The sequence below is a fragment of the Pseudomonas sp. genome (assembly GCF_028293835.1).
Lineage (GTDB): Bacteria > Pseudomonadota > Gammaproteobacteria > Pseudomonadales > Pseudomonadaceae > Aquipseudomonas.
Genome location: NZ_JAQGNX010000131.1, coordinates 1 through 19,869, shown reverse-complemented (window position 1 = coordinate 19,869; position 19,869 = coordinate 1). Strand labels below are relative to the sequence as shown.

Below are 19,869 nucleotides of genomic sequence, written 5' to 3'. Positions count from 1 at the left end.
CGCACCAATGGATCGGATCTTTATTCTTTGCAATGAAATCAAAACTCGTAGGCGCTGCCGAAGGCTGCGATTCTCTGGCGCAATCGCAGCCTTCGGCAGCGCCTACAGAGTCGAATTCCATGCAGACTGCATAGGTTTTCGCCATGCACGGCTTAGTAAATGTTCCGTGAAAACAAGCTAAACGGTGTTTTAAGCAAAATCTTGATGTCTAGCCACAGCGACCATTCGTTGATGTAGGCCAAGTCTTTTTCGACCCGCTGTTGCATTTTTTCCAGTGTCTCGGTCTCGCCACGCAAGCCGCTTATCTGTGCCAGGCCGGTTATGCCGGGTTTGATTCGGTGCCGGGCCATATAGGCCTGGATCTTGTCGCCGTAATATTGGTTATGCGCAACCGCATGGGGACGTGGCCCCACCAGTGCCATTTCACCGCGCAGCACGTTTATCAGCTGCGGCAATTCATCCATCGAAGTGCGTCGTAAAAACGCCCCGACGCGGGTGACGCGTGGATCACCTTGGGTCGCCTGTTTGACCACCACGTCATCGTGCAAGCGCATGGAGCGAAACTTCCACACGTTAATCACCGAGCCGTTCCAGCCATGGCGTGGCTGGCGGAAAAACACCGGCCCGGGTGACGACAGTTTCACCGCAGCCGCCACCGCCAGCAGCACCGGGAACAGGATGATCAGGGTGATCAGTGCTATCCCACGATCAAACAGCTCTTTGCCTAAGACCGCTGCCGGATGGGAGCTGCGTGGCGTTTCATTGAGGTAAATCGCCGGAAATTGTTCAATTTGCGCGACCGACTGATTGAGCAGCGTCATGCTGCCGAAATCCGGTATCCAAACCACGTCAACGCTGAGGTCCAGCAACTTCAGGTAGATCGTCTCAATTTGCGCCGCTTTATTCAGGGGCAGAGCGATGTATACCCGCCGCACCTTGGCGCGCACCACCAGATCGGACAGCCCTGACAAACCATCCAGAACCGGCAAGTCGCTGTCGACCTCGGCGGACTCGCTATCGATCGAAACCAAACCCAACACCGGCACGCGCACGCGCAATTGCTTGGCCAAGGCGTACGCCAGGGGAGAGGTGCCAATAATCACTGCTGTGCGCTCGAAACGCAGCCAGCGCGAATGCAGGTTCATCAGGTAGTGCAGAGGCAGATACGTGCACGCCTGGGCGACAAATCCGAGGGCCGCAGCCTCGCCCAGCAGCCTGTGATTAAGATTGCCGTAGCCCAGGCATAACAGCGCCGCTCCATACACCGCCGCCATTAACAGCGTCCAGCCCGCCAGCACCCGAAGCAACCCTGAACCATAGCCGTAGCGCTTGTGGTACACGTGCAACGCGCTATAAATCGGCACCGAACCCAGCACCCCCAATAGCATCAAAACTCGATATTCAGCCGGGATGGCGCCAAATTCATGGAACACCAGATAGCAAATCGTCAGGTTGGACATCACCGTCGCGCTAAACCATTGGCCCCAGAACGTCAGGCCGCGGCGATTAACCGAAGGGTGCAGGCGTGGAGCAGTCATGGTTGATATCCCACTGATTGCGGTTACCTGTAATGCCTTGCCCAGGTGAATGCTAGTGATTTGAGTTAACCCTGTTGGCTTAACTCGTTTCGCCCGGTAGGTAGCCGTAATACCCCTGGTGACCATACCGCGCGTTGAGAGCAGACACCTGATTGAGGATCACTCCGGTGACGGGAGCCCCATTGCGCAGCAACTCGCCAACACCGCGTTGGACCTGCGGCACCGACGTGCTGTCGGATTTGACGACGTAGAGCACTGCATCCGCCATGGCGCACAGCAATGCGGCGTCACTGACCGACTGGCTGGCGGGCGAATCGATGATAATTCGGTCGTAACGTTTTTTCGCCCACTCGAGAAAACTCCGGAAGCCCGGCGATGCGAGTAGCTCCAGCGGATTGGAGGGCACGGCCCCGGCAGGCAGAACGTCTATATCGCCAACGTGCCTAACGCAGTCTTCGCCCCGGGCACTGCCATTGATCAGGTTTGCCAGGCCGACCTTTTCGTTACTTAAACCGAAGTTGCGGGCCAGGGTAGGGCGACGCAGGTCGGCCTCTATCAACAGCACCTGATCGAGTCGTCCCAGGGCACAGGCCAGATTAACCGCTATCGCGCTTTTGCCTTCGCCGGGAATCGAGGATGTGATCACCACCACACGGCGTCGATCCTCGATATCGTCGAGCATCACACTGGTCCTGATGGTTCGAATAGCTTCGTTGAACGCCGCGTTGTCGTTGCGCTCGAACTGGCGAGCAATACGCGCGCGGCTCTTCTTTTTCAACAGCGGAACGACGCCCAGCACCGGCAAACGCAGTTTTTTCTCGATATCGTCGCTGGATTTAAAGGTGTTTTTCATCGAGTCGCGCAGCAACTCGAAGGCACAGCCCAACCCCAGCGCCAACAGGGCAACAATCGACAAAATCAACGATTTGCGCGGGGTGTTGGGCTGCATCGGCAGCATGGCTTCGTCAACAATGCGTGCGTTGCTCAGTCCGATATCGGCAGTGGCGGTGGTTTCTCGCAGGCGAGTGAGGAAGGTGTCGTACAGCGAGCGGTTGCTGTCTACATCGCGCTGCAGTTCACGCAGCTTGAACTCTTTGCGCGAGATGTCCTGGATCTGTTGTCGACTGCTGTTAACCGACGCACGCAACGAATCCTCGTTGGATTGCGCCAGTTGGTAATTGCGCTTCAGCCCGGCCAACACCTGATTGACCTGGATGCGCATGCTCGCTTGAGCGGCCGCCAAATCGGAGCGTGCGGCGAGCATTTTCGGATGGCGGTCGCCGTAGCGCCGCGACAGCTCATCGACCTTGGATTGCGCCCGGGCCTCGTCGGCCTGGAACTGTTGAATGACCGGATTATTGATCACCGCTGGAATGCTCGACAACTGATCCGCGCCCTTGCCACTCATGGACAGCACTTGCTGGTACTGGCTTTGCGCATCGGCCCGCTGACGACGCGCCTCGACCATGCTGTCGCTGGTTTTTGCCAGCTCATTGGCGCTGATGGTGACCACGCCACCCACGTCAACCAGCCCTTCGGCGTCACGATAACTTTGGAGTTTGGCTTCCGACTGTTGCAACTGCGTGCGTAACTCGACCAAGCGCGTATTCATCCACTGGCTGGCCGTCACTGAATCACCGATTTGCGCATCGAGACGGCTTTCCAGATAGCCATGGGCCAAGGCGTTGGCGGCCGATGCAGCGGTTTGTTTATCTTTGAGCGTCACGGCGATGGTGACCAGTTGGCTTTTGCCCACGGCTGCCACAGCGGTATGGTCCATCAGTGCCAGTACAGCACCGTCGAATACTTCAGACGACGTCAGCGTTTCACCCGTGCTCCACGAAGCGGGGAACAACCCGGGCGACAGTTCGGCGAGCAGCATTTTGCCACGCTGCATGAGGTTGACCTGTTGACGCGGATCAAACTCGGGATGCTCGGTAAGGTTCAACTTGCGTACTGCACGCTCAGCCACATCTCGGCTTTGGATCAGGCTGATTTGTGTCTGTAGGTAATCGTTGGTGGGATTATTCGGGTCGGCAGTTTGCTGAAACGAAATCAGCATTGCGCCCTTTGGTTCAATGACCAGCGAGGCGACGGCCCGGTAGACCGGCGTTACCGACTGCATCAGGAGTGCCACCAGCACCGTGGCTATAAGGGCCAGGGTCAAAATCCGCCACTTGCGTGCCCACAGTGTGTAGCCGATTTTGCGCGAGTCGAGGAAATCCCGATCATCTTCCAGCGGCGCCATGTAGCGCGTGTTGATCTCGCGTCTGTTGCTAATGCTGACCTGGCCCATATCAGAAGAACCCCTGTTCAATGTTGATGGTGTCACCCGGTTCAACCAACGTATTCAGGCTGGCTTTGATGCTGCTGCGGGTTGGGTCTGCGCCACGCACAATGGTGATGCGCTTATCCGATGCACGCTCCGTCAGCCCACCCGCCACGGCGATGGCGCGGTCCAGCGTCAGGCCCGGCTGGAACGGATAGCCACCGGGTAACTTGACCTCACCGCTGATGTAAAACTGTCGATACGTCAGCACACTGACCGACACCCGAGGCGCCACCAGATACCCGTCCTTGAGTTTGTCGGTGATCAATTTTTCCACTTGGGCCGGGGTTAAGCCTTTGGCGTTGATCTCGCCAATGAACGGGTAGGAAAAGGTCCCTGCGTCGTTCAGTCGAATTTCCTTGAAGCTGAGGTCCGTTTCGCCGAAGACGTTGATGTTAATGACATCGCCCGAACTGAGCTGATATTGCCCCGCAGCCAATACCGGCACGCTGCAGACCAGCAGTAACACTGTGATGAGTAATTGACGGATGAACATGGAACAACCTCTCTCAGGTTATGAAGTTGGCTGTACAGGAGATTCCGATGTCTCCCGGATTTCTGTAGAACCTGTATCGGGAATCAGGCGACGCGGTTTGTTGTGCAACTGATATCAAAGGCTCAACCCAATGCTCATTAAGTACACGTTGCGGGTGTAGGTCTGATCACTGTCATTGGAGTCGTTTTTCCAGCGTTGATAGCCCATTGTCACGTCGGCCCAGCGAGTCGCCGAATAAATCACCGAGGCGCCGTAGGTATTAAGCGTGTCGTCGCGCCCTACGCCCAGATAACGAAGGTCCGCATAGCGATAGTTGACCTCCGTGGAAATCCACGGCGTCCACGTATGTCGCCAGCCCAGCCGGGTGCTGGTGTCATGGATGGTACTGGCGCCGTCGTCACCTTCTTCGAATCGTTTACTGGCGTTCAATGAAAACGTGGAGTAGGTGCGCGGCTTATAGTCCACGCCCACTTCCCAGGTTGGGCTGCTGTAGTCATTCACAGCAGCACTGTCGAAATTCTTCTGCTCGTAGCCTACGCGTATGCTGCCGCTGAGCTTGGCGCTGACGTCCCGCGTCAGGCCCACCAAGGCGACATCGCCAGTGCTGTCACGGGTGCTGTTTGACAGTAAGTAATTGAAATCGCTGTGCCGCACCTCAACCAATGTGCGGGTTCGGCCGCCGAGGCGGTGAAACCAGGTCGCGTCAAGGGTGGTGGTGTTGTGCTCTCGGTCGTCGTTGAGGGTGCCACTGTTTTGGAAGCGCAACTCTTGATAACCGGCCAACACGTCAATCTGGTTCATACCGCTGAGGACGCCGAAGCTGTAGCCCAGGTTAGCGTTCTTCACGGTGTACTTGTCATTCTCGCGAGGCTGGGTGGTTTGCACGGTGTCTTGGGCGCGGCGATAGCCAAGCTCCCAGTTCACACGGTTGCGCGCGTTCAATTCAACAATACTTTTTGCGGTGAGGCGCTGATCGACATGGTTGGCGTCGGCGTGGTCCTCGTAGGTTTGGCTGTCGGCGGAGTACTCTACCTGGTAGCCACTGGTGCCGGTTTGCGTCCCTAAAACGAAGGTCGGACGCACAGACGTGACCCACGCCGACTGGACCTGATTGGGCAATGTCCGAAAGTTATCGTCATAGCGCTCACTGACTTTCAAGGTCGGAGTGAATTCAAACCCGCCGATTTCCACGCTTCGCGGTTCGTCTGCCATCGCCACCAGCGGAAAAGGAACTAGCACGAGCATCGTCAGCAGATTTTTCCCATAGATCATTAACGATTCCTTTTTCGGAACACGCATAGAAAAAATTTCTCAGCCACACGGCGTTAATGCGCAATAGCGACGGGTGCTAGCAAAGAAGAGGAAGACAAATGGCAATGCTACCGCCCACCTGTACCTTGGGCACAAGCTGCGGGTTTCTTCACATCAACTATGCATAAAGCGGCATAGACAGCCGATGACTGCGGTGTACCCTGCGCGAAAGAGTGTCGCGTTAAGGGGAAACTACAAGGGGAAAAAGGTCAGAACCAATGGGTGGCTAGGGGCGGAACTGTTCTGTGTCGTAATGGCTAGACAATCTGATTATGAATAAAGTTTTTGGCTTTTGTATGTTGGACGACAAACGGAGCGGAACCCCGCCCAATGACAACCCCATTGATATTAAAGTGTCGATATATTGACTGATGGATGAAGTTATAATAGTAGGCTTCATAAGCAAATGAATCACAAAGAAAAATAGTTACACTCCATAAAGAAATATCGAATTAACTGTGGTGATCACGCCATGTTCGACGGGCGAATCTCTTAAGGGGGTGCGGAGCATGTCCTAAGGCTTGAACTCCCCCGACAATCGCACGTCAATATGTCTCTTTCGATTCACCGAGTTCGCCGTGCCAAAAATTATCATGTCGCAATCGTCGGCCCCGGCACAGACCGAGGAAGAGGCGAAACTATTCGGTACTCCGAAGGACCGACTGGATTTCTATCGCCGTGAAATTCATTTCGAAACCACCAATCTGTCCAGCCGTACCAACGCTTATCTTTCTGCCCAGGCGTTTCTGGTCATTGCTTACGCTTCGTCCATGGCCAATCTAAACCCCAATTGGGGTGCGGTTTTCACCTTGGTTGTGCCGCCGATCCTGGCCCTGTTCGGGCTGGCAAGTTCAGTCAGTGCCTGGCCCGGTATCAAGGCCTCGTGTGACATCATTGATCACTGGTACTACAAGCAAAGCGGGCTGCTGCGAAGTGAACCGGTTATCGGCCTCGCTTACGACGATTCGCCTTTATTCAGCAGTTGGGAATCCAGTGACAGTGGGCATAAAAAGTCGCTGCTGTTCTCGAAAAGAACGCCCAGGATGTTTGCAGTGTTATGGTTGTTCCTCGGTGTTTTTGCAGTGGTTATCCATCTGAGTCACCCCGTGCATTAACGTCTGTTATACCGATGCCCTACGTAGGGCAGGGTCCGGGGAAGACAACACTGCCTTTTTTGCAGGAAAGACATGAACTCTCTAACAACCAACAAACACTCCAAAGCGCTGACGCCAACCCGGCGAACTGTTCTTAAAACCCTTCTGACTGCCTACACCGCTTCACTGATCCCCTGGGCCTTGGCCGAGCCGATCAACAGCGCCGATCAGGGCGCTTTTGTCGCGATGTCGGCCATTATTGCCGGGCGCCAAACCCTCAACGGTGAGCTGGCGCAAAACCTCTATCTGGCCCTTGTCGCAGACGACCCGACCTTTGCCGCTGGGGTGAAAAACCTTTTGGCGCTGGTGAGTCAGCGCCAGATCGACCCGATCAATCTGCAAAAAACACTCGATGACGAAAAATCACCTTTAGCCGCCGTGCCGCGAAAAATCGCGACGGCGTGGTTTATGGGGGTGGTTGGCAGTGGCGAACACGCACGCTGTATCGCCTACGAGAATGCCTTGAACGCGGTCATGGTCGCCGACGTGCTCAAGCCGCCGACCTATGCCTATGGCCCTTATGGCAGCTGGGCCGCCAATCCAAACGACGAGGTGCCCAATGCCTGATGCGCTTTCGGCTGACATTGTGGTTATCGGTTCCGGTATTTGTGGGTCACTGGCGGCGCTAAAATTAGTCAAGCAAGGCGCTTCGGTGTTGATCCTTGAAGCGGGCGGGGCGATAGAGCGCGGGCGGATTGTCGCGGCGTTTCGTAACTCCACGCGCAAGAGCGACTGGATGTCCCCCTACACCTGCTCGGAATGGGCGCCGCACCCGGTCTACAAACCGGTGGAGAACGGCTACCTGGTCCAGGCTGGACCTTATCCATACCCGGCGGAATACATTCGCGGCGTCGGCGGCACCACTTGGCACTGGGCCGCCCAGGCCTGGCGGTTGGTGCCAGATGATATGCGCATCCAGAGTTTGTACGGTGTTGGTGTCGACTGGCCGCTGAGCTATGAAGAACTCGATCCGTTCTATCAGGAAGCGGAAGAAATCTGGGGCGTCTCCGGTGCCGAAAACACTGGATCGCCGCGCAGCAAACCCTTCCCGATGGAGCCGGTCACCGAGGCGTACGCCATGCGCCGGGTGCGTGAACGGCTAGCGCCCACCTACGCTGTGGTTGGCAACACCACTGCCCGCAATAGCCGCAGCTACGATGGCCGACCGGCCTGCTGCGGCAATAACAGCTGCCAGCCGATTTGCCCCATCGATGCGCAATACCATGGCGGCATCGCCATCCAATCGGCAGTGGATGCCGGTGCGAAGCTGCAGATCAATGCCGTGGTTTACCGTATCGAGCATGACGACAACGGCAAGATCGTTGCCGTGCACTATTTCGACCCGGACAAAAACACCCATCGTGTCACCGGCAAGACGTTTATTCTGGCGGCCAACGGTATCGAGAGTCCCAAGCTGTTGTTGCTGTCCTCCAGTAGCAAATACCCTGATGGTTTGGCCAACAGTTCCGGCATGGTCGGCCGCCACCTGATGGACCACCCCAGCACATCTATCACCTTTGATGCCGACGAAGAACTGTGGCTAGGGCGGGGGCCGCAAAGTCCAAGCTCGATCAACAGCATGCGCGACGGCGAATTTCGCAAGGATCACGCGCCGTATCGCCTGGACTTCACCAACATTTCCCGAGTCAACAACGCCACCGATTCGCTGATTGCTGCCGGAGTTTATGGTGTCGAATTCGAGAAGCAATTGCGTCACCGCGCAGCCTTTGAAATGAGCCTCAAAGACGTGTTGGAAGTGCTGCCTAATCCGCAGAACCGCATCATCCTCAGCGCGCAAAAAGACGCTCTGGGGATCCCCAAACCTGAAGCGCATTACGCCATCGATGATTACACCCGGCGGGGCGCCCAGGCGTCGCACAAGGATTTCGCCCGCATCGCCGAACTCATGGGTGGCACCAACCTGCGCTACAGCGCTGAAGGTGCGTTTTCCAATAACCAGCACATCACCGGCACCATGAGCATGGGCAGCGACCCGAAGACTTCCGTGTGTGACAGTTTTGGTCGCACTCACGATCATGAAAACCTGTTCATTTGCAGCACCGGTGTGATGCCCACCGCAGCGACCATGAACTCAACCTTGACCGGCGTCGCCCTGGCTTTGCGCACGGCGCACCACATACTGCCTGATCGGGTTATTGCCCGGGCTTCCCCCGATGGTTCATCGACCGAACACGTGGGGGGCTGACCTCAATGAACTGGAAAACGTGCCTTCTCAGGCAGATGGTTATTTTCGCGATTGGCTCGGTATCGTTACAGGTCAGTGCGGCCAGCAGCGAGCTGATCCAGCGCGGCAAGTACGTGTCCACCGTTGGCGATTGCGTGGCATGTCACAGCGTCCCCGGTGGCCAACCGTTCGCGGGCGGGCTGGATTTGTCGACGCCGATTGGCACCATCATTTCAACCAATATCACCCCGTCGAAAACCGCTGGCATCGGTAATTACACACTAGAGCAATTCAGCGACGCGCTACGCAAAGGTATTCGCGCGGATGGCGCGCATCTGTATCCGGCAATGCCTTACACCTCGTACGCCAAAGTCAGCGACGATGACGTGCAAGCGATGTATGCCTATTTCATGAATAGCGTCGCGGCGGTGGACACGCCGACCAAGGCCACTGAACTGCCTTTCCCGTTCAGTATCCGGCTGTCCATGGCTGGCTGGAATCTGCTGTTTCTCGACAGTCATCCATACACGGCAGATCCCGCACACAGCGCCGAATGGAATCGCGGCGCCTACTTGACCCAGGGCCTGACCCATTGCAGCGCCTGCCATTCGCCACGCAACCTGTTGATGGCAGAAGTCTCTTCCGAGGACCTGGCCGGTGGCGATGTGGGAACCTGGTACGCGCCCAATATCACCGCTGACCCCAACGCCGGCATCGGTGGCTGGGAAACGGATGAGTTGGTCAAGTACCTGAAGACTGGCTCGAGTCTTGGCAAAGGCCAAGCGGCTGGGCCAATGGCGGAAGCGGTCGACCATAGTCTGCAGTACCTCACCAGCGCGGATGCGCAGGCAATTGCGGTCTACCTCAAAAGCGTTCCGGCGCACCGCGACCCGGCTGACAGCAAACCGGTGTATGCCTTGGGTCAAAAGACTGATGAATTGGGTAGCGTACGTGGGATCGCTTTACCGGCTGACCCAAACAAAATGAGCGGCGCGCAGATCTATGACGGTTATTGCGCGTCTTGCCACCAGGCGCAGGGTCAAGGCAGCTTCGAGGGTGGCCTGCCTTCCTTGTCGCACAACACCGCAGTCGGTCGTAGCAACACGCACAATCTGGTGATGGTCATCCTCGAGGGCATTCATCGCAACAGCGATGGCTCAGACCTGAGGATGCCTGGTTTTGCCAGAACCTTGACTGACCCGCAGATAGCAACGCTCGTCAGTTATTTGACCAGGCTGTACGGCAATCCCGAGGCGAACGTCAGCGTTGCGCAAGTCCAACAGCGGCGTGGGGGCGGTGCTGAATCGTCGCTGATTGCGTGGGTTCAAGGCGCGATGGTCGGGGGAGTTATGATCGTTCTTACCTTAATGGTGTGGTTTGTCCGTCGTCGCCGTCGTATGTAAATCGACGCTAAGACGCTAATAAAAAGGGGGCTTGAGCCCCTGCGTACCACGAGGAAGTGAGTAATGACCATGAAGCGGGTTTTCACTGGTGTGCTGTATGCGGCAATTGCATCGGCATCGATGCACGGCTTTGCGGCGGATAAACCGGGCATAGCCGCTCACACAGAGGTATATGCGAGCGTTGGTGAAGAACTTCGGCATTACTCTTTAACCAGCGGCTCTTTAATCAGCGGCTCTCAGACCAACAACGGGGCCAGCCTGAAACTGGATGAAACGCTGCGGTTACCGGCGACTATACAGTTCGCCGTGGCTGATCGTGCCCACCGGCATCTGTATGTAATTTCCAGCAACATTAGCGCAACCAACCCTGGCGACGTCAACCTCCTCAACGTTTTTACGATTGATCAGCACAGCGGCCGCCTGACCGCGCTGGGCTCCCCGGTTAATTTGAAAGAGCGGCCGATTCACCTGACCCTGGACCGTGAAGGACGCTATGCATTGGTCGCCTACAACAAGTCGGCAACCCTCAGCGTGCACCCGATTGAAAAAGACGGCCAAGTCGGCGCGGCCATCGAGCAGCAACAACCGGTACAAGCGGGCATCTTTACCCATCAGGTCACGGTGATGCCGAGCAACAAATTCGTGATCGCAGCCGGGCGTGGCAACGATGGGACGCCGGGACACCCGGAGGATGTGGGGACGTTGACCACCTTTACCTACACCAACGGTCAGTTAGGCCAAGGCAGCCGGGTAGAATTCGAACCCACCGTGGGACCGCGGCATGTGGCATACGCGCCGAAAACATCGCTGGCGTACGTGGCGACTGAGCGCGGCAGCAAAATTTATACCTACAAGATTGCCGACAGCGGCCAACTCGCCGAACACGCTTCGTTCAAAACCTCGACCCTTGATCCGCACTGGAAACCTGAAGCAGACGAGGGGATCAAGAAGGGCGGGGTGATTCAGCTCAGCCCGGACGGCAAATTTTTGTACGTGACCAATCGCTCCGACGAGACGGTGAGCAAGGGCGGCCAGACAGTCTTCAAGCACGGCGAAAATGACATAGTGACTTATGCGCTGGATGCAAAAACTGGCGAGCCGAAGCTGTTGCAGCATATCGACAGCCAAGGCATCGAGGCGCGGACATTTGCCGTCCTTGCAGACCAGCACCTGTTGATCGTCGGCAACCAAAAAAGCGGGCTAGTGACCAAAGACGGCAAAGTGCTTGAGATCAAGGCTAACCTGGCCGTGTTTAAGATCAGGCCCGATGGCAGATTGAAATTCGTCGAAAAATATGAGATCAGCGACCCGACTAAATCGCTGATGTGGGTGGATGCCTACAGCATTGGCGGCTGATCTGTAGGAACCAACTTGTTGGCGATAGGCACATTGCGGTGTGTCAGCCCGCGGCCTCACCAACAAGCTGGCTCCTGATGAATGCAGCAGCGCGGGCACCGCTCGATTCAACGCAACGGCAATCCGTAACCCTGGGGCTGAAAGCCTTCCAGGCTGCGGATCACTCTATCTGCATGAGCGAACTTTTCGGCAGGCATGGCCGAATCCGGCACGGCGATAGCGAGCATACCTGCTGCTTTCGCGGCGGTAATGCCGAACGGCGAGTCTTCGAACACCATGCACTGCGCTGGAGGAATGCCGAGGCGCTGGGCCGCGATCAGGAAAATATCAGGTGCGGGTTTTGCCGCTCCCACCTGGGGGTCATCGGCGGTGACTACCGTGTCGAACAGCGCAAACCAGTCTTTGTGCAGCGTGGTTTTCAGTTCAAAAAAGTGCTTCGAAGAACTGGTGCCCACGGCGATTGGCACCTTGTTCGCTGACAGGTGCCTGACCAGCGCTTCGGCGCCTGGCATCGCTTTAGCCCGCGGAAACCGTTCGTTCATCAGCGGCGTTCGTGCGTCCAGGTATTCATCGATGCTCATGGGCAATTGCAGTGCGCCGATGATGTAGCTCGCCAGATCACGAGCGCCGAGGCCGATGGTGTTTTGCTTGAGGCTCCAGTCAAATTTTCGACCCTCGTAACGGTCGGAGATGATCTGGGTAACTTCGGTATAGATGCCTTCGGTGTCCAGCAACAGGCCATCCATGTCGAAAATCACGGCGGTTATGGCGCCGAATTCATTAAGCGAAGCATTCATCGGGTGTTTCCACAGGTTAAAAGTCGAGGCGGTTCAGGTGCGGCCTGCATAGTGGTCGATCAGTCGATTCAGGAGAATGGCCAGGATGATAATTACCCCGGTAATTGCCATCTGATAGAACGAACCCAAGCCCAGCAAATTGAAAATGTTACGCAGCACTTGCAGCAGCATAACCGCAACCGCCGTGCCAACCACACTGCCGCGGCCACCGAACAGGCTGGTGCCGCCCAAGACCACGGCGGCAATGGCATCCAGTTCCAGCCCTTGGGCCGCCGTCGGCTGACCCACATGCAGGCGTGATGTCATGAGCATGCCGGCGAACGCAGCCAACCCGCCGCAGATGGCAAACACAGCGATGGTCACGGCGCGCACCGGCACCCCGGACAAGCGCGCGGCCTCCAGATTACCGCCGGTGGCCAGTACGTATTCACCGAAGACGGTGTAGCGCAACACCAGCCACGCCACCAGGGTGATTACGATGAACACCAAACCCAACACCGGAAACACGACGCCTTGGCTCGGCAGAATATCGATCATTGCTGAGCCAATGCGGGTAAAGCCGGCTGGCAGGTTACCAATGGGGGCGCCGTCGGAGGCCAGGAATGTCGCGCCGCGCAGCGATACCAGGCCGGCCAGGGTCACGATAAAACTCGGGACTTTGCCAAATACGGTAATCGCGCCCATAAAAGTGCCGATGAATAGCCCGACCAACAACGTCGCCGGTACTGCCAGCCAGCCGCCGATCTGCTGCTGGAGCATCACCGAGACCACGATCCCGCCAAACGCGCAGACGCTGCCCACCGACAGGTCAATGTTGGCGGTGAGAATCACGAACGTCATGCCAATCGCGACGATGCCAACAATGGCTCCTTGCTGGAACAGGTTGGCGATGTTGCCGAAGGTCAGGAAGTCGTCAGACAGAAACGTAGCGACCACCACGGCCAGGAGGAAAATGAACACGAAGTTGTAACGCATGACCCAATCGAGCACAGCGCGACGACGCAGGGCGCCGAACAGAGAAACTTTTTCGAAAACAGGCAGGCGATTGCTGGTAATGGTCATGATATGTGCACTCTTTTACCGGTCAGAATGGTGTGCTCGATATGGTCGCGAGGGGTCGTCAAGGGATCGAAACACTCCGCGTTGCGGCCCTCATGCATGACCCAGATGCGGTCGCAGTTGACATACAGCTCGTCCAGTTCGCTGCTGGCCACCAATACGGCAGAGCCTTCCTGGGCCAAGCTGCGGGCCAACGCGTACAAGTCAGCCTTGGCGCCCACATCGAGGCCACGGCTGGGCTCGTCCAGCAGTAACAGGCGGGTGCCTTCGATCACCCACTTGGCCATCACCACTTTTTGTTGATTGCCGCCGGATAATTGCCGAACCGGTTGATCGAGGTTGTCGAACTTGGTTTGCAAACGCTTGAGGACCGGCTCGCTGCGCTGCTTGGCCTGCCAATGGGAAAACCAGGTCAAGCGGTGGGTGTGCACCAGCGTTGCGTTGCGATAGATCGGCGCATCCAACATCAAGCCTTCGGTCTTGCGACTTTCCGGAACCAGCCCAATGCCTTGGCGAATCGCGTCGCGTGGGGTGTTGGGTTTATAGGCCTGACCGAACAGTTCGATGTCGGCGGTGACCCGTCCGGAGCCGAACAGCGCTTTAAGCAGGCTGCTGCGACCGGCGCCATTAAGCCCGGCCAGTCCAACGATTTCGCCTTGGCGCACTTCAAGGCCGTGAACGTTCAGACCTTGAGCACCCTGTAGATTATCAACTTTCAGCGCCAGTTCAGCCCGGGGAGGGGTGCGTGCGCTGCGTTCCAGCAGTTCCCGGTGCTCGCCCACCACAGCGTTGATCAGTGCCTGATCATCCACCTCGCTAAGCTCGCGGGTTTCCAAGGTGCAGCCGCCGCGCAAGACCGTAACCCGGTGGCCGATCTCGCGGATTTCATTCAGGCGGTGGCTGACGTACAAGACCGCAACACCCGCCGCCGTGATCTCGCGGATCACCTGGAACACTCGTTTCAGCTCGGTCTCGTTAAGCGCGGCGGACGGCTCGTCCATCACCACCAGCTTGGCGTCGCAGGTCAACGCGCGGGCAATCGCCGCCAATTGTTGATTGGCAATAGACAATGTCTCGACCCGGGCCGTGGCGCTGAAATTGGCGCCGACCCGCTTCAAGGCTTCAGCGGCCCGGGCGCTGCGTTTGGCTCGGGAAATAATTCCGTAGCGGTTGGGTGTGTAGCCGAGCATCAGGTTCTCTTCGACGGTCATTTGCCCGATCAAATCCAGTTCCTGATAAATCATCACGATGCCGGCTTCTCGGGCCTGCTGAGGATTTTTCAAATCAACGTGGCGCCCGCCCACCAGCATTTCACCACCGTCGGGACGATGGGCGCCGGCAACGATTTTCAACAAGGTACTTTTGCCCGCGCCATTGGCACCGAGCAAGCAATGAACTTCGCCGGGGCGAACGGTCAGTGACGCGTCGGTCAGCGCCACCACATTCGGTGGAAAGCGCTTGGCGAGGTGGCGGATATCGAGGGCCATTTCAGTCATGGTCTTGCTCCAGCAAGAAACGTGCGGTGGCCTCGTCGGTGGCGAGTACGTTGACGTAGCCTGCGCGGACGCTGGCTTTAACGATCTGATGCTTATGCGCGCCGACGCAGACCGCAATCGACCAGGCTTTATCGCGCAGCGCCTGTGGGCGTAAGCCAAGGGTCCGGTCGTCCAGTTCAGGCATCACCACCTGACCGTCGGCGCCGATAAAACGACCCATGATGTCGCCGACTGCGCCGCGACGCTCCAGCTCCGCCAAAAGCGCGGCGTCTATATAGCCGGACTCCATCAGCACCGAGTGCGCCGTCAGTTCGCCGAGGCTGAAACACGCCACTGAGGCTTGTTCGCCCAGGCGCAACACGTCAGCAATAATAGGGTCTTGTTCCAATGCCTCGCGGGTCCGAGCGTTGCCGAGGATCGCCGGCACCGGCAACAACGTCGCTTGGCCGCGGGCCGCATGGGCGAAGCGCTCGGCGACGTTGTGGCTGGGTTCGCCCACTGAGCGCGTGTTGATAGCACCGTTGAGCAGCACCACATTGACTGATTCATTCCAGCGCGGGACCAGCCATTGAGCCATCTTGGTCAGGGTTCGGCCCCACGACACTCCGATCAAATCCGGTGCTGGTTGCAGGCTGCACAAGTAGCGAGCGGCGGCCTGAGTCACCGCATTCAAGCCGCTGTCGTCACCGACCACGCCCAGCACCAGGGCTTCGCGCAAGCCAAACGTGCGCTGCAACGCTGCTTCCAGTTCGGGCAAACGAGCGGAGCGGGGAATGATCTCGATTCTGACCACACCGGTTTCCCGGGCTTCACGCAACAACCGGCTGACCTGCCAGCGAGTCAGGCCGGTTTCTTTTGAAATATCGCTTTGGGTCTTTTCCAGGTCGTAATACAGCTTGGCCACCTGGACCATCAAATCCTCGCGCTGGGCGTCGGAAAATAGGCGGGCGGGTAAGGTGTCAGGGTTTTTTGAGTCGGACAGAGCATTCATGCGGCAGGCCTCACACCGCGCAATCTGGCGAGTGCGGGTTTACAGCTGATAGGCGCAACGCTGTCAGTGGCGGCGCGATAACGACCCAGCAGCTCAACGTACTGTTCATGGGCTTCGGCGTCAGGTTCGATCAGGGTGCCACGGGTAGTAAAGTTGTCGGCAGCTTGTTGCAGATGGCTGAACTCGCCCAGCGCACAGGCTGCTGCTGCGGCGGTGCCGATCAACGTCAGGTTGTCATGGGCGACCATCTCGAACGGTACGCCAGTGGCATCAATGGTCGCTTGCAGCCATAACGGATTCTTCTGAAAACCACCGGCCGCCACCACCCGGGTAATCTCGATGCCTTGAGAGCTCCAGGTGTGAAAAATGTTGGCCGAGCCGAGGGCAATCGCTTCAACCGACGCGCGGTACAAGTCATGCCGATCATGGTTCAGTGACAGGCCCAGAATTGCCCCGCGCATGTCTGGCGAGCGGTACGGCGTGCGGTTGCCCATCCAATAGTCCAGCACCAGCAAACCCGTGGAACCCGGCTGCAGCAGGGCGGCTTTTTTGATCATCTGTTGATGTTCGGCATCGTTGAGTCCGAAGATTTTCTGCGCCAGCCAGTTCAGGATCGAACCGGCCGAGACTTGACCGCCTTCCATCAACCATTGGCCATCGAGCAAGGCGCCAGGGTAGGGGCCCCAGATGCCGGGAACGTCCATGCGTTGCGGTGTATGCATCAGTTGCACCACCGATGTGCCGCCGATGAAGAGTAATTCGCCAGCACCCGTGGTCCCGGCACTGAGCATCGCCATGTGTGCGTCTATTCCGCCCTGGGCAACCAATGTGTCGCGGCTAAGTCCTAAATGGCTGGCTGCGTTGGCGCTCAGCTGACCGATGCGACCGCCCACCGGAATCACTTCACGAGGCAGTTTTTCCGCCAATTCAGGAACGCCAAGTTCTTCATATAATTCCACCGGGAAACGCTGATTCAGGGTGTCGTAGTTCCATTTGCAACTGGCATTCAACTGCGAGGCCACCCAGCGGCCAGTTAACTGATAGTTGATCCAATCCACCGCTTCGCAGATTCGATCGGCCTGGGCATACACCTGCGGTTCGTTGTGCGCCAACCACATGGCCTTTGGGATCAGCCACTCCACCGCATCGCCCCCGACATTCATCATCGGATGGGTTACGTGGGCGGTGTGCGCCGATGCTTCGGTAGCGCGGCAGTCCATCCATAACAACGCCGGGCGTAACGGTTCACCGTTGCTGCGAGCCGCGACAACCGTAGAGGCGGTGGCCGCCACGCAGACCGCCGCGACGTGCGGGTGTCCGGCTTGGGCCATCAGCGTTCGACACGCGCTGCCGAGCGCTGACCACCATTCTTGCGGCGATTGTTCGGCCCAGCCTAACTGCGGATATTCGGTGGCGTAGGGCGCTTCGGCAACCTGCACCAGCTTGTGGCTGTGCAGATCATACAAGCCTGCGCGAACGCCACCGGTTCCGAAATCCAGTCCCAGCAACAGGGTCATGGTTGTCCTCCTGCGTCTCTGGCGACGCTTCTTGTTTTATCGGCTTTGCACAGCATCTGACCGATGGCTAGCAGCTTAAGTCGCTAGCCACGTATGCGTTCACGGCCGGAAAATAACTTTTGCCGCGATCTCTTTGCGTTCGGCGTAGCGCTTGAACATGTCCGGCAATTCAGACAGTGGCAGGTCATGGGTAATCATGAACTTCCATTGCAATTCGCCGCTGGCCAATTTGTCGATGGAGGCGGTCCATTCGTCGCCAGGGAAGGGCGCGGAGAACGAGTTCCAGGCGCCGTGCAGGGAGATTTCCTGACGCAGGAAGTACGAAAACGTCGCGGTGGTAATAGGTACGTCAGTGGTTGGAATGCCGATGAATACAACGTGACCGCCAGCTTTGGCCAATTGCACCGCCTGGGTGAATGAGCTTGGATGACCCGCCGCTTCAATCACCAACTGGCAACGTGGCAACTCAGCGTCCGAGCTGCCACTGAGCAGGCTATGGGTGGCACCCGCTTCGCGTGCCATGGCGAGTTTTTCCTCGGCGATGTCGATGGCAATAATATCTTTGGCCCCCATCAACCGCAGCCATTGTATGGCGAACAAACCAATCGGCCCGCAACCGACCACCGCGGCGCTTTGCCCGGCCTTGAAGTCAGCTTTCCAGATAGCGTGCAGGGCGATGGCTGCCGGGTCGACCAGGGACGCCGCAATCGGGTCCATGCCCGCCGGAACCTTGATCAGATTGGTCAGCGGTACGTTGACGTATTCGGCGTAGGCACCGTCGCGGCGGCTGCCAAAGTAGTCGTAGTTTTCCGAGCGGGACGGGAATCCGCGTTGGTATTGGTCGCTGCTGACGTCCGGGATCATGGGCGGCACGGTGACCAGTTCGCCGACGGAATAGCCTTCGATGCCTTCGCCGATTTCTTCGATAAAACCTGCGAATTCATGACCGCAGATCAGCGGCATGCGGTGCGCGCCCTTGCTCAGCATCCGTGGGATGTCCGAGCCACAGACACCGCAGGCAGCGACACGGACCAATGCGTGGCCGGCCTTGACCGTAGGTTTTTCAACTTCTTCGACCCGGATATCGCCCGGTTTGTACATGACTGCTGCTTTCACGATGACATCCTCTGTGTTGAATGACGTGCAGGGAGGGACCTCTCGTGAGAGGCGCCCAAAACGTTGATGAATCAAAAAGGCTTATTGCGCGCCGGGGCGATACTCACCGAAAGTCGCGTCGTGCTTGACCTGGGCCGCGTTGGCTTTGGTCACGGCTTCGGTGCCAGCGTCGACAAATTTGTCCACGCTTTTGCCTGTAGCCAATTTACGGGCGGCATCGATGGCGATTTCCCCCAGGTAACGCGGGTCGTTCAGCGCCGTAGACACGTACTGGTCACCGCTTTCGATGGCATTTATCGCCTCGGACAAACCGTCGACGCCTGCCACCAACACGTTGGTCATGCCGCGTTCCTTGAGCACCTGCAACGCACCCATGGCCATGTCATCGTTGTGGGCGAACACCGCTTTGACGTCGGGGTTGGCTTGCAGCAAGTCCTGCATCGCGGTCACGGCATTGGCGCGCATGTATTCGCTGTACGGCCCTTCGATGATTTTAAAATCGCTGCCTTTGAGTGCGGTGTGGAAGCCGTCGCGGCGTTGTTTCATGACCGTGCCGCCAGCATCGCCCTGGATTTCGATAATTTTGCCTTTGGTCACGCCTTTGGCTTTTAACGCGGCGAGCAATGCGGTGCCGGACAACTCACCCATTTTCTCGTTGTTGCGGCCGATGGTGGCCGCTATGTCGCCATTGATCGCTCGATCCACGGCGAGTACCGGGACCTTGGCGCGCTTAGCGGCATCAAGGGCAGCACCGACGGAGTCAGGGTTGACCGGGTTAATGATCAGCACGTCGACCTTGCGCGTCAGTAAGTCTTGAATGTCGTTGTTCTGCTTGCTGATATCACCGTTGGCGTCGAGGAAGATCAGCGTGTCGCCGTCTTTTTCGGCTGCCGCTTTGGCACCGTCGCGCAGTTGCACATAGAACGGGGACTGTAGCGTGACCTGACTGAAACCGATTTTCAGGTCTTTGGCCTGGGCTGGAAGACTGGTCAGCGCGGCAGCACTGATGGCGAGAGCCAGAGAAAGGGCATGAACAGGCTTGCGAGTTATCTGCAACATGGTGGGTTCCTGTTTTTATTGTTGTGGTTTTTGCGTGTGGAACTGGGAGCGCTACCTCGTGC

Annotated in this window: 16 protein-coding genes; 5 read left to right on the top strand and 11 right to left on the bottom strand. The window is 57.6% G+C overall.

The annotated features are described in order from the left end of the window. Nucleotides 1-152: 152 nt before the first annotated feature. The 4 genes from JWR17_RS18480 to JWR17_RS18465 form a co-directional block, all read right to left on the bottom strand. The gene (locus JWR17_RS18480; protein ID WP_299833479.1) at nucleotides 153-1,538 is read right to left on the bottom strand and encodes an undecaprenyl-phosphate glucose phosphotransferase; all 1,386 of its coding nucleotides are present in this window, start codon (nucleotides 1,536-1,538) and stop codon (nucleotides 153-155) included. A gap of 79 nt (nucleotides 1,539-1,617) precedes the next feature. Continuing rightward, nucleotides 1,618-3,834, bottom strand: coding sequence for a polysaccharide biosynthesis tyrosine autokinase (locus JWR17_RS18475; RefSeq protein WP_299833477.1), 2,217 nt, complete (start codon nucleotides 3,832-3,834; stop codon nucleotides 1,618-1,620). A 1-nt stretch (nucleotide 3,835) separates the two neighbouring features. Then, a complete protein-coding gene (locus tag JWR17_RS18470) occupies nucleotides 3,836-4,363 on the bottom strand; it encodes a polysaccharide biosynthesis/export family protein (protein WP_299833475.1) in 528 nt (175 codons plus the stop codon). A gap of 114 nt (nucleotides 4,364-4,477) precedes the next feature. After that, nucleotides 4,478-5,635, bottom strand: a complete 1,158-nt coding sequence (locus tag JWR17_RS18465) for an outer membrane beta-barrel protein (protein ID WP_299833473.1) — start codon at nucleotides 5,633-5,635, stop codon at nucleotides 4,478-4,480. A gap of 632 nt (nucleotides 5,636-6,267) precedes the next feature. On the opposite strand from JWR17_RS18465, the gene JWR17_RS18460 reads away from it, so the two are divergent. The 5 genes from JWR17_RS18460 (at nucleotide 6,268) to JWR17_RS18440 (ending at nucleotide 11,772) form a co-directional block, all read left to right on the top strand. After that, entirely contained in the window at nucleotides 6,268-6,789 is a 522-nt protein-coding gene (locus JWR17_RS18460) for a hypothetical protein (protein ID WP_299833526.1), read from the top strand. A gap of 72 nt (nucleotides 6,790-6,861) precedes the next feature. Beyond that, on the top strand, nucleotides 6,862-7,395 hold the full coding sequence (locus JWR17_RS18455; RefSeq protein ID WP_299833471.1) for a sugar dehydrogenase complex small subunit: 534 nt from the start codon (nucleotides 6,862-6,864) through the stop codon (nucleotides 7,393-7,395). Then, nucleotides 7,388-9,034: a GMC family oxidoreductase gene (locus JWR17_RS18450; protein ID WP_299833468.1), complete on the top strand. Its 1,647-nt coding sequence runs from the start codon at nucleotides 7,388-7,390 to the stop codon at nucleotides 9,032-9,034. Before JWR17_RS18455 ends, JWR17_RS18450 begins: the two co-directional genes overlap by 8 nt. A gap of 5 nt (nucleotides 9,035-9,039) precedes the next feature. Next, entirely contained in the window at nucleotides 9,040-10,416 is a 1,377-nt protein-coding gene (locus JWR17_RS18445) for a cytochrome c (RefSeq protein ID WP_299833466.1), read from the top strand. 63 nt (nucleotides 10,417-10,479) lie between these two features. Further along, complete coding sequence (locus JWR17_RS18440; RefSeq protein ID WP_299833464.1) at nucleotides 10,480-11,772, top strand: beta-propeller fold lactonase family protein; 1,293 nt, start codon at nucleotides 10,480-10,482, stop codon at nucleotides 11,770-11,772. A gap of 107 nt (nucleotides 11,773-11,879) precedes the next feature. Here the strand turns inward: JWR17_RS18440 and JWR17_RS18435 are convergent, their stop codons facing one another. The 7 genes from JWR17_RS18435 to JWR17_RS18405 all read right to left on the bottom strand — a co-directional run bounded on the left by JWR17_RS18435 (nucleotide 11,880) and on the right by JWR17_RS18405 (nucleotide 19,807). Beyond that, the gene (locus JWR17_RS18435) at nucleotides 11,880-12,569 is read right to left on the bottom strand and encodes an HAD-IA family hydrolase (protein WP_299833462.1); all 690 of its coding nucleotides are present in this window, start codon (nucleotides 12,567-12,569) and stop codon (nucleotides 11,880-11,882) included. A 33-nt stretch (nucleotides 12,570-12,602) separates the two neighbouring features. Then, on the bottom strand, nucleotides 12,603-13,631 hold the full coding sequence (locus JWR17_RS18430) for an ABC transporter permease (RefSeq protein ID WP_299833459.1): 1,029 nt from the start codon (nucleotides 13,629-13,631) through the stop codon (nucleotides 12,603-12,605). Next, nucleotides 13,628-15,124 carry a sugar ABC transporter ATP-binding protein gene (locus JWR17_RS18425; protein WP_299833456.1) on the bottom strand — a complete coding sequence of 499 codons (1,497 nt, stop codon included), beginning with the start codon at nucleotides 15,122-15,124 and terminating at the stop codon, nucleotides 13,628-13,630. Before JWR17_RS18425 ends, JWR17_RS18430 begins: the two co-directional genes overlap by 4 nt. After that, nucleotides 15,117-16,115 (bottom strand): sugar-binding transcriptional regulator, encoded by a 999-nt coding sequence (locus tag JWR17_RS18420; RefSeq protein ID WP_299833454.1) that lies wholly within the window; start codon nucleotides 16,113-16,115, stop codon nucleotides 15,117-15,119. Before JWR17_RS18420 ends, JWR17_RS18425 begins: the two co-directional genes overlap by 8 nt. Beyond that, nucleotides 16,112-17,632 carry an FGGY-family carbohydrate kinase gene (locus tag JWR17_RS18415; protein WP_299833452.1) on the bottom strand — a complete coding sequence of 507 codons (1,521 nt, stop codon included), beginning with the start codon at nucleotides 17,630-17,632 and terminating at the stop codon, nucleotides 16,112-16,114. Before JWR17_RS18415 ends, JWR17_RS18420 begins: the two co-directional genes overlap by 4 nt. Nucleotides 17,633-17,731: 99 nt before the next feature. Beyond that, entirely contained in the window at nucleotides 17,732-18,748 is a 1,017-nt protein-coding gene (locus JWR17_RS18410) for a galactitol-1-phosphate 5-dehydrogenase (protein WP_299833450.1), read from the bottom strand. 81 nt (nucleotides 18,749-18,829) lie between these two features. Beyond that, nucleotides 18,830-19,807: a substrate-binding domain-containing protein gene (locus JWR17_RS18405; protein ID WP_299833448.1), complete on the bottom strand. Its 978-nt coding sequence runs from the start codon at nucleotides 19,805-19,807 to the stop codon at nucleotides 18,830-18,832. Nucleotides 19,808-19,869 lie beyond the last annotated feature (62 nt).